This window comes from Luteimonas sp. 9C, assembly GCF_902506295.1.
Lineage (GTDB): Bacteria > Pseudomonadota > Gammaproteobacteria > Xanthomonadales > Xanthomonadaceae > Luteimonas.
The window spans coordinates 1,145,251-1,157,797 of sequence record NZ_LR733312.1 but is presented as its reverse complement, the minus strand read 5'-3'; the positions used below and the strand labels follow the sequence as shown (position 1 = coordinate 1,157,797).

Here is a 12,547-nt window from a genome sequence, read left to right as displayed (position 1 = left end):
TCGAGCCGCTTACTTTACTGCATCCTTCAGCGCCTTGCCAGCCTTGAACGCAGGCACCGTCGAAGCTGCGATCTGGATCGGCTCCTTGGTCTGCGGGTTCAGGCCGGTGCGGGCAGCACGCGGACGGGCAACGAACGAACCGAAGCCGACGAAGTTGGCCGCGTCGCCGTTCTTCAGCGCCTCGGTGATCGTGTCGAGCAGGCCATCGACGGCACGGCCGGCGTCGGCGCGCGACAGGCCGGACTTTTCGGCAACCGAAGCGATGATGTCGGACTTGGTGAGGTTTGCCATGTGTGAATTCCTCTTCTTCTTGAGATGTCGACGTGTCGTACGTCTGGAGCATCCGGCCGGCCGCGCGTTGCGCTGCAGGTCCGGACGTGGATTCCGGTCAGGCGCGCATGTTACGCGATCCCCCTGGTGATTACGACCGGATTCCCGATCGCGACTGAACAGGTTCCAGCGCGCTCGCGGCGCATTGCAGACGGCCTCCGCGCCTGCGCGGTGGCGGGCTTGCGGGTACACTGGGCGGCTCGCCATCCCGTGTCCTGACCCATGCTGCAAGCGCTTCGAGATAAGACCAGTGGTTGGATCGCCATCGCCATCGTGGCGGTACTCGCGGTCCCCTTCGCGTTCTTCGGCATGGAGCAGTATCTGTTCCAGAACAATGCCGACTATGCCGCCAAGGTCGAGGCGCCGCCGAAATGGTGGCAGTCCGCGCCGGACTGGTGGCTGGTCCGCAAGTTCGCGTGGACGTCGGCCGAGGTCAGTGCCGAAGAATTCCGCCAGACCTTCGACAGCATGCGCGAGCAACGTCGTCAGCAGGAGGGCGAGGCGTTCGATGCGCGCGCGTTCGAAACGATGGAGAGCAAGCGGGAAGTGCTCGAGCAGCTGATCGACCGCGCCGTGCTCGGCCTGGCCGCCGACCGCGCCAACATCGCCATCGGCGATGCGCAGGTGCAGGAAATCATCCAGTCGATCCCGGCGTTCCAGGTCGAGGGCCGCTTCGATCCGCAGCGCTACCAGATGGCCCTGCAGTCCACCCAGCCGCCGCGCACGCCGCGCGAGTTCCAGGAAAGCATCCGCGTCGATCTGCAGCGCGTCCTGGTGCCGCAGTCGATCGCCGAAACCGCGTTCGTCACCGAAGGCGAGTCCACCCGTCTGATGCGTCTGCTCGGGGAGCGTCGCGACGTCAGCTTCGTCGTCGTGCCGCCGCCTGCCGTCGACATGGCCGACGTGTCGCAGGCCGACCAGCAGGCCTGGTACGACTCGCATGCCGCGCGTTATCGCGAGCCGGAAAAGGTCGCGCTGGAATACATCGAGCTCAAGGCCGCTGCCGGAAAGGGTGCGGACGACGCGGCCGTCGACGAGGCCGAGGCGCGCGCCCACTTCGAACAGGTGAAGTCGCGCTTCGCGACGGCCGAGCGTCGTCTGGCCTCGCACATCCTGGTCGAAGTGCCGGCCGATGCCGATGAGGCGACGCAGCAGGCCGCGCAGAAGAAGGCGGCCGACATCGCTGCCAGGGCGCAGGCGTCGGGTGCCGATTTCGCTGCGCTCGCCCGCGAGAACTCGGACGATCCGGGTTCCAGGGACGGCGGCGGCGATCTGGGCTGGGTGGAGAAGGGCATGATGGCCGGCGCGTTCGAGGATGCGCTGTTCGCAATGCAGCCCAATGCGGTCAGCGCGCCGGTGCGTACGGACTTCGGCTGGCACGTGCTGCAGCTGCGCGAAGTGGACGCCGGCGAGCCGGTCGCGTTCGAAGATGTGCGCGAGCAGATGGAGAAGGAAGTCAGCGAAGGTGACAGCTCGCGTGTCTACAACGAGCAGGTCGGTCGCGTCGTCGACGAGATCAACAAGAACCCGATGTCGCTGGAGCCTGCGGCTGCCGCCGGCGGCGTGCAGATCCAGACCATCGCGCCGTTCGCGCGGGGTGCCGGCAGCGGCATCGCCGCCAACAACGCGGTGGTGCAGGCGGCGTTCTCGGAAGCGTTGACCCAGGACGGCACGGTCAGCGATCCGATCGAGATCGGCCCGAACCAGACGGTATTCATCCGCGTCACCAGTCACACGCCCGAGCGCGCGCAGCCGCTGGAGCAGGTGCGCGAGCGTGTGATCGCCGAGGTCCGTGCCGACCGTGCACGCAAGCAGGCCGAGCAGGCTGCCGATGCGATGGTGGCCGAGATCAAGGGCGGCAAGACCCTGCAGGCCTTGGCCGGCGAACGCCAGCTGCAGGCGCAGGACGTGCCGGGCATTCCGCGCGGTGCGCCGGTGCCGGATGCGGCGGCCAGCCAGGCCTACTTCCGTGCGGCACCGCCGACCGGCGATGCGCCTACGCCGGGCAAGGTGATGCTGGCCGACGGCAGCGCCGTCGTGTTCGCGGTGACCAAGGTCGAGCCGGGCAATCCCGCGGATGCGAGCGAGCAGGAGCAGGCGATGCTGCGCCAGCAGCTCGGCAGCCTGCTGGGCAGCGAGGATGCGGAAGTCCTGCAGCGCAGCCTGCGCCGCGAGATGAAGATCACGGTCAACGAAGCGCGCCTCTAGGCGCGCGTTCGCGACCCGCAAAAAGCCCGGCACGTGCCGGGCTTTTTTGTTGGCGACTGGCGGGCGAACGTGCGCCGGCCGATGGTGTCCGGTCAGCGTTCGTCGATGAGCAGTTCCATGCCCGGGCGCAACACGCTGCGCGCGTCGAGCGCATTGCGCGTCAACAGCTCCTGCGTCCGCAGGCCATAGCGCTTGGCGATCGACCAGGGCGATTCGCCGCGCGCCACCGTATGCATCCGGCGCGCGGTCGGCGTGGCGTCGCCGACGGTTGCAGGCATGGCGTCCGCCTCGGGCGGTGCCTCGGCCATGAAGACCGGCGGCGCGGCCGCGGCCTGCGGCACCAGCAGCGTGACCGGTTGGCCGATCCGCGCGATGCGGCCATCGACGTGCGCAGGATTGAGGCGCTTGAGACGCGCGGCGTCGGTCTCGTGGCGGCTCGCCAGCGCGTCGAGATCGCGGACCCCGTCCGGCACCGCGATCGCGGTCAACGCCGGCACTTCACGATCCATCGCGGCCATCCACGTTTCGCCTTCGCCCGCTTCCTTGATCAGGCAGGACAGGGCGTGCAGCTTCCGGACGTAGGCCTGCGTGTGCTGTGGCATCGGCAGCGATGCGGGCGTGGCGTTGCGGGCCTCCTGCCCGGCGCGCTTGAGCGCGCCGAAGACGCGGTACTCGCCGGCGTTGTAGGCCATCACGGACAGGCGCCAGTCGCCGGCGAACATGCCGTGCAGGGTCTTGAGATAACGCACCGCGGCCCGGGTGGAGTCGGCGGGCGACAGACGCCCGTCGTAGCCGGGACGGATCGGGATTTCGTGATTGCGCGCAGTCACTGCGATGAACTGCCACAGACCTGCGGGGCCGGACGCGCTGCGGGCGCCGGGCCGGTAGCCGCTCTCGACGAACGGGATCAGGGCGAACTCGGTCGGCAGGTGCTGGGCGCGCACCTCCTCGACGACGTAGGCGAACAGCGGCAGCACATCGTTGCCACGCGAGGCCAGCTGGCGGGGCACATGGCCGAAATGCGAACGCCAGCGTTCCGTCGCCTCCGCTGTGCACCCGGGCTCGGAAAGGCCATCGAGGAATCGGCGGTAGACCTCCTGGCCATTGCGGGTGACGGCAGGCGTCGAGGTCGCGGCGGCGAGCGTGGCAGGCGCCCGTGCCGCCGTGGCGTCGCCGGCGGGCGTATCGGTCGCGAAGCTGGTCGCTGCCGGGGCCGCGAGTGCGAACAGCGCTGCGGCCAGACGGGTCAGGCGCCCCGGCGTCATGCGCGGAAGCCGTCTTTCCAGCGCCGCAATGCGGCGAAGACATCGACCCGGTCGGTCAGCGCAGTGCCGGCCTCATGCGAGGCGGCGGCGCGGACCGCATCGGCGTCGACGCGGAGGAAGGGATTGCAGTCGAGCTCGCTGGCGAGCGCGACGGGCAGGGTGGGGCGCGAAACGCTGCGCATGTCGAGGATCTCCTGTTCACGGCGCCGCAGCGCTGCGTTGTCCGGGTCGACCACGCGCGCGAAGGCGGCGTTCGACTGGCTGTATTCATGACCGCAGCAGACGAGTGTATCGGCAGGCAGGGCCGCCAGCCGGTCGAGCGAGGCCAGCATCTGGGCCGCGGTACCTTCGAACATGCGCCCACAGCCGAGGCTGAACAGGGTATCCCCGCTGAACAGATGACCGTGGCCATGGAAGGCGATGTGGCTGCGCGTGTGGCCCGGAACGGCCATGACCGCGAAGCGCCAGCCCTCGATCCCGACGGTCTCGCCGTCACCGACGCGGACCGTCGCCTGCGGAATCCGCGGGTCGTCGGGTGCGAACACCGGCAGGTCCGGCCAGCGCGCCAGCAGTGCCTCAACGCCGCCGATGTGGTCGGCATGGTGATGGGTCAGCAGGATGGCGGCGGGCGTCAGGCCGGCATCGGCCGCGGCGAGCACGGGCGCGGCCTGCCCCGGGTCGACCACGACTGCACGCCCGGACGCATCCGACAGCGTCCAGATGTAGTTGTCATCGAACGCGGGCAATGGCTGCAGTCGCATCGGTGTGGGCTCGGCGGCGGCTGGAAGCCATTACAATGCCGACCATGCCCGCGATCTCCCCGGCCGGTCAACCCGGCAGCGCCCGCGACTGGTTCGACACCCCGGCCGGCCGCGCGATCCTCGACAGTGAGCACGCGCTCGTCGCCGACGCCCTGGGATCGCATCCCGGTCTGCCCTGGCTGTGGCTGACGCCGACCCGGCCGGACCGGCAGGTCGACGGGCGCGGCCTGTGCCTGGTGCGCACGGGCGACGGCCTGCACGGGCCCGTGCGCTGTGGCGTGCCCCTGCCGTTGCCGAGCGAGGCCTTCGGCGCGGTGGTCCTCCAGCATGTGGTCGGTGGCCGGGGCGATGCGCTCGGTCTGCTCGACGAGGCCGCGCGCGTGCTCGCGCCCGGTGGCCATCTGTGGCTGCTGGTGCTCAATCCGCTCACGCCGTACCGCTGGCGCTGGCGCGGAACCGGCATCGCCAGCGCCGAGCCGCTGACCTGGCGTCGCCGGATGCGCGACGCCGGCCTGGCGCCGGATGCGGTCTCCAACGGCGTGGGCCCGAGCTGGCGCACCGAGGCCGTGACGGAATCGCAGAACGGCCCGGGCCTGCGCGCGGCCTACGCGCTGCGCGGGCAGAAGCGGCATCTGCCGCTGACCCCGATGCGCAGCCGCCGCGCGATGCCGCTGCCCCTCGCGGTGCCGGCGGCCTGATCTCCCTTATTTGTCCGGAACATCCATGAAGTCGATCGAGATCTATACCGACGGCGCCTGCCTCGGCAATCCCGGCCCCGGGGGCTGGGGGGCGCTGCTGCGCTACAAGGCCACCGAGCGCGAGCTCTCGGGTGGCGAGCCGCTGACCACCAACAACCGCATGGAGCTGATGGGCGCCATCGCCGCGCTCGAAGCGCTGAGCGAGCCCTGCGAGATCGTGCTGCACACCGATTCCCAGTACGTGCGCCAGGGCATCACCGAGTGGATGCGCAACTGGATCAAGCGCGGCTGGAAGACCGCCGGCGGCGGCGCGGTCAAGAACCAGGACCTGTGGCAGCGGCTGCAGATCGCCTGCGAACGCCACCAGATCGACTGGCGCTGGGTGAAGGGCCATTCCGGACATCCCGAAAACGAGCGCGTCGACGCGCTCGCCAGTGCCGCCGCGCGCGAACAGCGCACTGCTGCGGCCTGACGGAGAGACACGCATGCGCCAGATCGTCCTCGATACCGAAACCACCGGCCTGGAATGGAAGAAGGGCAACCGCGTCGTCGAGATCGGCTGCGTGGAACTGGTCGAGCGCCGCCCGACCGGTCGCACCTACCACCAGTACATCAAGCCCGACCGCGACTTCGAACAGGGCGCGGCCGAGGTCACCGGGCTGAGCCTGGAGTTCCTCGCCGACAAGCCGCCGTTCGCCGACATCGCCGACGCCTTCCTCGAATTCATCGAAGGCGCCGAGCTGATCATCCACAACGCGGCCTTCGACGTCGGCTTCCTCGACAATGAGCTGTCGTTGCTCGGCCCGCATTACGGCGCGCTGCGCCAGCGGGTGACGGTGGAGGATTCGCTGCTGCTCGCGCGCCAGCGCTATCCGGGGCAGCGCAATTCGCTCGACGCCCTGTGCCGCCGGCTCGGCGTCGACAATGCGCATCGCCAGCTCCACGGCGCGCTGCTCGATGCGCAGTTGCTGGCCGAGGTCTATCTCGCACTCACCGCCGGCCAGCACGAAATCGGCTTCGGCGCTTCGGCTGAGCCGGAGCGCACCGCAAGCCACATCGTGCTGGCGCAGCCGGCGGGCGCGCGGCCGGCGTTGGTGGTTCAGGCCGACGAACTCGCCGCCCATGCGGCGCGGATCGAATCGATCCGCAAGAAAGCAGGCATGTGCCTGTGGGCGCCCATGGAAGCGCCGGTGGAACTGGAGACGGCCTGAAATCCGCGCCGGCGCTCAGTGCCGGCGGATCAGGATCACCGTGACGTTGTCCGAGCCGCCGCCATCGAGCGCGGCGGCGACCAGGCCGTCGACACATTCCTGCGCGCTGCATTCCAGGTGCGCCAGCACCCGCGAGATCGCGCGGTCGTCGACTTCCTCGGTCAGGCCGTCACTGCACAGCAGCAGCTGGGTGCCGGGGCTGAGTTCGCCCGACAGGGTCTCGACGTTGAGCGTCTGCGGATCGGTGACGCCCAGTGCCTGGGTCACCACGTTGCGATGCGGATGGCTGCGCGCCTGGTCGATGCTGATCGCACCCTGGGCGATGAGCTCCTGCACGTAACTGTGGTCCTGCGACAGCTGCGCGAGCTTGTTGTCGCGCCACAGATAGACGCGGCTGTCGCCGACCCATGCGACTTCGAACCGGTGGCCGGTCACGCGCGCGGCCACGACCGTCGTTCCCATCGGCAGGCTGTCGTTGCGCCGGCGCGAGGCACGGATGATCTCCTCGTCGGCGATGCGGATCGCCTGCGGCAACGCGGTGCCCTGGCGGATTTCGCGGACGATCGTCTCACGCGCCAGCGCACTGGCCACTTCGCCGTATTCGTGACCCCCCATGCCGTCCGCGATCAGCCAGAGACCGAGTTCGCTGTCGCCGTAATAGGTGTCTTCGTTGAGGTCGCGCCGCAGGCCCACATGCGTCAGATGGCCGAACTCGATCATGCGCGTCCCTGGGTCGCGTCCGAAGGGGAGGTCTGCCGCTGACAACGCGGGCACCCTGCGAAGGCGGCCAGCACGGTACGGCAATCGACGCGAGACACGATACGAGGCGTCCGGGGCTGGGAGGGTAGGCGCATTCGCTATTGTGACGGTGGACCCGTCACGAGCATAGGGCAAGCGTCGTGCACGTGGTGCATGGCGTGGGGTGATCGCCACGTCGCATTGGGTGGGTAGCGTCGTCCCGGTGAAAGCTGCAGCGTTTTTTCAGCCTCCGGATGGCTGTTGAGAAATTTGATCCTAGAGACTGGGACAGGTGATCTCGAGGGTCTACGAGTGGCGTCTTCGCGCAGTGGCGAAGCACGGCTTGGTGTCCGGCAGCAGTCACCCGCGTTTTCCACCGGGGGATCGTTCGGCCCGTCCAAGGGCCTCACCCTTCCAGCGCTTCGCGCTTCCGGGGCCAGCCGTTTGGCTGTCCGGATCCGCGCCCGGCGAATCCGTCGAACCAGGGGTTCTCATCAAATCCCCCGTTCCGCCATAAACGCAAAACGCCCCTTGCGGGGCGTTTGCGAATCTGGCGGAGAGGGGGGGATTCGAACCCCCGAGGCGCTATAAACGCCTGCCTGATTTCGAGTCAGGTACATTCAACCGCTCTGCCACCTCTCCAGATGGTCCCCGACCGCCTCGCGGCGTCCGGGGGCGCAATGATACGGGCGCGCTGCGTGGCCGACAAGCGCGGCGTTACACTGCCGGGCCGTCCACCTCCACGGCGCTGTCCATGTCCGAAATCTCCGTCCCCGTCTCCTTCGGCGAACTTCTCGACAAGCTGTCGATCCTGCAGATCAAGTCCGAGCGGATGGACGATCCCGCCAAGCTGACCAACGTGCGTACGGAATTGAGCGCGCTGGAGCAGGCGTGGATGGCGCATCCGGCCGCCGGTCACGACATCGTGCGGCTGCGCGCGGACCTCAAGGCGGTCAACGAGCGCCTGTGGGACATCGAGGACGCGGTGCGGGTCAAGGAGCGCGCCGGCGCGTTCGGCGACGACTTCGTGCAGCTGGCGCGCAGCGTGTATCTGGAGAACGACGAGCGCGCGCGCATCAAGAAGGCGATCAACCTGGCGTTGGGCTCGGCTTACGTCGAAGAGAAGTCCTATGCCGACTACCGGCGCGGCCAGGCCGCGCCCTGAGGCTCATTCGGCGGCGGCCCCGTCCGCGCGCCGCGTCTTCAGTTCGATGTATTCGTCCATGCGGCTGAGCAGCCGCCACCATTCGCCGCCGTCGTCGCGGTAGGTGCGCACCGCGCCGGCGCGCACGAGGATGCGCCGCAACTCGTCGTCCTCGAAGCCGCCCAGATGCTTGCGCAGCACGTCGAAGGACCGGTCGGTGTACCCGCGGTGCGAGAGGAAATGCCGCGCCGTGTCCTCGGCGGCGAACTCGGTCTTGTGCTCGGTGCGCAGACGCTCGAGCTGCTGCGCGTGCAACTGCCGGTTGAGCAGGAAGCTGACCGCGCCGCCGACGATCGCGCCGACGAGCGTGGCGAGCAGGCCGGCGACGATCGGGTCCATCAGCTGTGCTCCAGTCCGGCGCGGCGGCGTTCGAAGGCGGCGATCGCATCGTCCACCGTGACCAGCGCCATCACGTCGTCGAACTCGATCTTCGTGCCCCACCTGAGGTCCGCGGCCGGCTTGCCGAGGAATCTGCGGGCGGCATCGTCGTAGCGATCCACACAGAAGCGGCGGTCGGAATACGGGCCGCTGCGCTTGGGATTGCTGGCCGCGTGCAGGCCCAGCACTTTGGTGCCCATCGCATTGGCGATGTGCATCGGACCGGAGTCCGGCGTGACCAGCAGCTGTGCGCGCGAGAGCAGGGCAGGCAATTGCTTGAGCGTGTCCTTGCCGACCAGGTCGAGCGCGTCGTGGCGCATCGCCGTCAGGATCGCGTCGGTCGTCTGCCGTTCCAGGTCGCTGCGGCCACCGCACAGCACGACGCGCCAGCCCGCCGCGGCGGCGTGGTCAGCGAGCGCGGCGTAACGGTCCGGGTACCAGTTGCGCCGCACATGGCTGGAGCACGGCGAGATCATCAGCACCGGGCGGCAGTCGTCGGGCCATTGCGCGCGCGCCCAGTCGAAGGCCTCGGCGGGCACCGGCATGTCATCCCATTCGACGCGGTCCTGACGCAGCCCCAGCGGTTCGCAGAAACTGCCCAGGGCATCGAGCACATGGATGCCGGGGCGATCGGGAATGCGGGTGTTGATGAAAAGCCCGTGCAGATCCTTGGAGCGCGACGCGTCGTAGCCCACGCGCACCCGGGCGGGAATCAAGGCCGAAAGCAGGTTCGCGCGCGCGGCGACCTGCATCTGCAGCAGGACGTCGAACCGCGCGGCGGTGCCCAGCCGCGCTTTCAGCTCGCGCCGCACAGCGCGCATGCCGGCGAGGCCGGTCTTCTTGTCGTAGACCACGAAGTCCACCCCCGGCAGGCCTTCGAGCAGCCGGTGTTCGCCCTTGCCGACCACCCAGGTCAGCGCGACCTCAGGCCAGGCCGCGCGCAGGGTGCGGATCAGCGGCAGCACATGGGTCACGTCGCCGAGCGCGGACAGCCGCAGCAGACAGATCGAACGCGGCGGCGAATCGGGGCCGAAGACCCGCGGCGAAGGGCTGGAACCGGGCAGGGCAGGCGTCAAGGCTTGATAGACTCGCGTCGATGAGCAGATTCGATCCCGCCGAGAGCCTGACGCCGATACCGGCGGGCGATCGCGCGAGCGGGGGAAGCGCGGAATACGGCGCCATTCTGTTCGACGGCACGCAGCTGCGGCAAGCCGATGCGCGCTGGTTCGATCCCGAGGCCTGGGGCGGACGCGCGCAGCGCGTCGACGGCAGTGGCCGCGGCGGTGCGTGGTTCATCGAGGCGTCGCACGGGCCTTGCGTGTTGCGGCAGTACCTGCGCGGCGGCATGGTCGGGCGCTTCAACCGGGACCAGCATCTGTGGCGCGGCACGCGGCGCGTGCGCAGTTTCGTCGAGTTCCGCCTGCTGCGCGAGCTGCTGCGCCGCGACCTGCCGGTGCCGCAGCCGATCGCCGCGAGCTATCTGCGACGCGGACTGGGCTACCGCGCCTGGATCCTGATGGAGCGGCTGCCGGACGTGCGCTCGCTGGCCGACCACATGGCGGAATCTCCCGTGGATGCGCCGCTGGAGCAGACCGGACGTCTGATCGCGCGCTTCCATCGCGCCGGGCTCGACCATGCCGATCTCAACGCCCACAACATTCTGTTCGACGGCGTCGGCAAGGGTTGGCTGATCGATTTCGACCGGGGCCGCCTGTGCATTCCCGAGACCCGCTGGCGCGAGCAGAATCTCGCCCGGCTCAAGCGCTCGCTGCTGAAACTGCGCGGCGCGCGGCCGGAGGCGGACGTCGAACAGGACTTCGCGCGGCTGCGCCGGTCCTACGACGCGCTGTGGAGCCGGGGCACCTGATGACGGTCGATGTCGACTGGGCGCTGCGGTTCCAGGGCGTCGGCAACGCGTCGGCGGTGTCGCTGGGCTCGCCGATGGCGACGATCGAGCGCGATGGCGTTCCGTGGCTGACGATCGACTGCGGCGGCGAAGGCCTGACCGCGTATCTGGCGCATTACGGCGAAGCGCCGCGCGCGCTGTTCGTGACCCACGTGCATCTGGATCACGTGGCGGGCTTCGAGCGGCTCTTCGTCGACCGGTATTTCGATCCCGCGCGACGCGGCCGCCTGCCCCTCTACGTGCCGGCGCCGGTGGTGCCGTTGCTGCACAGGCGGGTGGGCGACTACCCGAACGTGCTGGCCGAAGGCGGCGCGAACTTCTGGGATGCGTTCCAGCTGATCCCGGTCGGTGATGCGTTCTGGCATGACGGCGTACGTCTTGAGGTATTCCCGGTGCGCCACCATTGGCCCGAGACCGCCTATGGAGTGCGTCTGCCGGGCAGCCTGGTGTGGAGCGGCGACACGCGGCCGATCCCGGAAATGCTGGCGCGCTTCGCAGACCAGGACGAACTCGTCGCCCACGATTGCGGCCTGCACGGCAATCCCTCGCACAGCGGCATCGACGATCTGGAACGCGAGTACCCGCGCGACCTGTTGGCGCGCTGCGTGCTGTACCACTACGCCTCCGAGGCCGACGGGATTGCGCTGGAGGCACGCGGACAGCGGATCGCCCGGCCTGGCGCCCGTTTCGCACTGCGTCCACCGGTGCTGGCGCAGGCTCCCACCGCATGAGCGCCCTGCCACATCCGCCCCAGTCGCCGCTCGACCGGCTGGGACGGCCGCTGCACGACCTGCGTCTGTCGGTGATCGAAGCCTGCAATTTCCGCTGCGGCTACTGCATGCCGGCCGACCGCGTGCCCGACGACTACGGCTTCGACCAGGCCGGGCGGCTGTCCTTCGACGAGATCGAGACGCTGGTGCGCGGCTTCGCGCGGCTGGGCATGCACAAGCTGCGCCTGACCGGCGGCGAGCCGCTGCTGCGCAAGGGCCTGCCGGCGCTGGTCGAACGCCTGGCGAAGGTGCCGGGCATCACCGATCTGGCGATGACGACGAACGCGTCGCTGCTGGCGCGCCATGCGCAGGCCCTGCGCGATGCCGGACTGCAGCGCCTGACGATCAGCCTCGATGCCCTGGATCCCGCGCTGTTCCGCACGCTGTCGGGCGCGCGCGGCGAGATCGACGACGTGCTCGCCGGCATTGCGGCCGCCGAGCGCGCAGGGTTTTCCGCGATCAAGTTCAACTGCGTGGTGCAGCGCGGCGTCAACGACCACGAGGTCGAGCGCATGGCCGCGCACTTCCGCGGCAGTGGCCACGTGCTGCGCTTCATCGAGTACATGGACGTGGGCACCTGCAACGGCTGGGACCGTGCGCGTGTCGTGCCGTCGCGCGAGTTGCACGCACGCATCGATGCCCGCTGGCCGTTGCGCGCGCTGGATGCGAACTACCGCGGCGAAGTTGCCGAGCGGCATGCCTTCATCGACGGCACCGGCGAGATCGGCTTCATCAGTTCGGTCACCGCGCCGTTCTGCGGCGATTGCCAGCGCGCCCGCGTCTCCGCGGATGGCAGCCTGTACACCTGCCTGTTCTCCGGTAGCGGCCAGCCCATGCGCAGCTGGCTCGCCGACGGTGAGGCCGCGTTCTCGTCGCGGCTGGCCGGGCTGTGGTCGCGCCGCGCCGATCGCTACAGCGAACTGCGCGGCAGCGTGCGCGCCCCGCGCAAGCACGTCGAGATGTTTCTGGTCGGCGGCTGAGCACCTGCGTTGTGCGCCGGGTGCCGCGGCACGCCCGATTCACGGTCCGCCACCCGGCTTTCCAGCACCCGCGGCGTCGCGTTCCGGACGCGGATCCA

The 12,547-nt window shown here is 69.3% G+C and carries 14 protein-coding genes and 1 tRNA gene; 8 read left to right on the top strand and 7 right to left on the bottom strand.

Translation table 11 applies throughout. From position 1 onward, the window contains the following. Window positions 1–9: 9 nt before the first annotated feature. Window positions 10–291 carry an HU family DNA-binding protein gene (locus CURTO8I2_RS05105; RefSeq protein ID WP_159679230.1) on the bottom strand — a complete coding sequence of 94 codons (282 nt, stop codon included), beginning with the start codon at window positions 289–291 and terminating at the stop codon, window positions 10–12. 261 nt (window positions 292–552) lie between these two features. Here CURTO8I2_RS05105 and CURTO8I2_RS05100 point away from each other — a divergent pair, with 261 nt between their 5' ends. After that, a complete protein-coding gene (locus CURTO8I2_RS05100; protein ID WP_159679228.1) occupies window positions 553–2,538 on the top strand; it encodes a peptidyl-prolyl cis-trans isomerase in 1,986 nt (661 codons plus the stop codon). A 92-nt stretch (window positions 2,539–2,630) separates the two neighbouring features. Here CURTO8I2_RS05100 and CURTO8I2_RS05095 read toward each other — a convergent pair whose 3' ends face one another. Continuing rightward, window positions 2,631–3,803, bottom strand: a complete 1,173-nt coding sequence (locus CURTO8I2_RS05095) for a lytic transglycosylase domain-containing protein (RefSeq protein ID WP_159679226.1) — start codon at window positions 3,801–3,803, stop codon at window positions 2,631–2,633. After that, window positions 3,800–4,564: a hydroxyacylglutathione hydrolase gene (gene gloB, locus CURTO8I2_RS05090; protein ID WP_159679224.1), complete on the bottom strand. Its 765-nt coding sequence runs from the start codon at window positions 4,562–4,564 to the stop codon at window positions 3,800–3,802. Before gloB ends, CURTO8I2_RS05095 begins: the two co-directional genes overlap by 4 nt. Before the next feature lie 44 nt (window positions 4,565–4,608). Between gloB and CURTO8I2_RS05085 the strand changes: the two genes are divergently transcribed. Genes CURTO8I2_RS05085 through dnaQ form a run of 3 tightly spaced genes read left to right on the top strand, consistent with a single transcriptional unit; the run spans window position 4,609 to window position 6,473 of the window. Beyond that, window positions 4,609–5,262 (top strand): methyltransferase domain-containing protein, encoded by a 654-nt coding sequence (locus tag CURTO8I2_RS05085; protein WP_159679222.1) that lies wholly within the window; start codon window positions 4,609–4,611, stop codon window positions 5,260–5,262. A gap of 25 nt (window positions 5,263–5,287) precedes the next feature. After that, on the top strand, window positions 5,288–5,734 hold the full coding sequence (rnhA, locus tag CURTO8I2_RS05080) for a ribonuclease HI (RefSeq protein ID WP_159679220.1): 447 nt from the start codon (window positions 5,288–5,290) through the stop codon (window positions 5,732–5,734). A gap of 13 nt (window positions 5,735–5,747) precedes the next feature. Continuing rightward, window positions 5,748–6,473 (top strand): DNA polymerase III subunit epsilon, encoded by a 726-nt coding sequence (gene dnaQ, locus CURTO8I2_RS05075; RefSeq protein WP_159679218.1) that lies wholly within the window; start codon window positions 5,748–5,750, stop codon window positions 6,471–6,473. A gap of 15 nt (window positions 6,474–6,488) precedes the next feature. Here the strand turns inward: dnaQ and CURTO8I2_RS05070 are convergent, their stop codons facing one another. Together CURTO8I2_RS05070 and CURTO8I2_RS05065 are read right to left on the bottom strand one after the other, a co-directional pair. Beyond that, the gene (locus CURTO8I2_RS05070) at window positions 6,489–7,193 is read right to left on the bottom strand and encodes a protein phosphatase 2C domain-containing protein (RefSeq protein WP_159679216.1); all 705 of its coding nucleotides are present in this window, start codon (window positions 7,191–7,193) and stop codon (window positions 6,489–6,491) included. 569 nt (window positions 7,194–7,762) lie between these two features. After that, window positions 7,763–7,853: transfer RNA gene (locus CURTO8I2_RS05065), tRNA-Ser, on the bottom strand. A gap of 112 nt (window positions 7,854–7,965) precedes the next feature. Between CURTO8I2_RS05065 and CURTO8I2_RS05060 the strand changes: the two genes are divergently transcribed. Further along, complete coding sequence (locus CURTO8I2_RS05060) at window positions 7,966–8,376, top strand: DUF6165 family protein (RefSeq protein ID WP_159679214.1); 411 nt, start codon at window positions 7,966–7,968, stop codon at window positions 8,374–8,376. 3 nt (window positions 8,377–8,379) lie between these two features. On the opposite strand, the gene CURTO8I2_RS05055 is transcribed toward CURTO8I2_RS05060, so the two are convergent. Together CURTO8I2_RS05055 and CURTO8I2_RS05050 are read right to left on the bottom strand one after the other, a co-directional pair. Next, window positions 8,380–8,754 carry a hypothetical protein gene (locus tag CURTO8I2_RS05055; RefSeq protein WP_159679213.1) on the bottom strand — a complete coding sequence of 125 codons (375 nt, stop codon included), beginning with the start codon at window positions 8,752–8,754 and terminating at the stop codon, window positions 8,380–8,382. After that, window positions 8,754–9,857 carry a glycosyltransferase family 9 protein gene (locus CURTO8I2_RS05050; RefSeq protein WP_236551121.1) on the bottom strand — a complete coding sequence of 368 codons (1,104 nt, stop codon included), beginning with the start codon at window positions 9,855–9,857 and terminating at the stop codon, window positions 8,754–8,756. Before CURTO8I2_RS05050 ends, CURTO8I2_RS05055 begins: the two co-directional genes overlap by 1 nt. 32 nt (window positions 9,858–9,889) lie before the next feature. Here CURTO8I2_RS05050 and CURTO8I2_RS05045 point away from each other — a divergent pair, with 32 nt between their 5' ends. Genes CURTO8I2_RS05045 through moaA form a run of 3 tightly spaced genes read left to right on the top strand, consistent with a single transcriptional unit; the run spans window position 9,890 to window position 12,449 of the window. After that, window positions 9,890–10,660, top strand: a complete 771-nt coding sequence (locus CURTO8I2_RS05045; RefSeq protein WP_159679211.1) for a 3-deoxy-D-manno-octulosonic acid kinase — start codon at window positions 9,890–9,892, stop codon at window positions 10,658–10,660. Next, window positions 10,660–11,430, top strand: a complete 771-nt coding sequence (locus CURTO8I2_RS05040) for an MBL fold metallo-hydrolase (protein ID WP_159679210.1) — start codon at window positions 10,660–10,662, stop codon at window positions 11,428–11,430. The genes CURTO8I2_RS05045 and CURTO8I2_RS05040 overlap by 1 nt, the downstream gene beginning before the upstream one ends. Then, window positions 11,427–12,449, top strand: coding sequence for a GTP 3',8-cyclase MoaA (gene moaA / locus CURTO8I2_RS05035; protein ID WP_159679208.1), 1,023 nt, complete (start codon window positions 11,427–11,429; stop codon window positions 12,447–12,449). The genes CURTO8I2_RS05040 and moaA overlap by 4 nt, the downstream gene beginning before the upstream one ends. Window positions 12,450–12,547 lie beyond the last annotated feature (98 nt).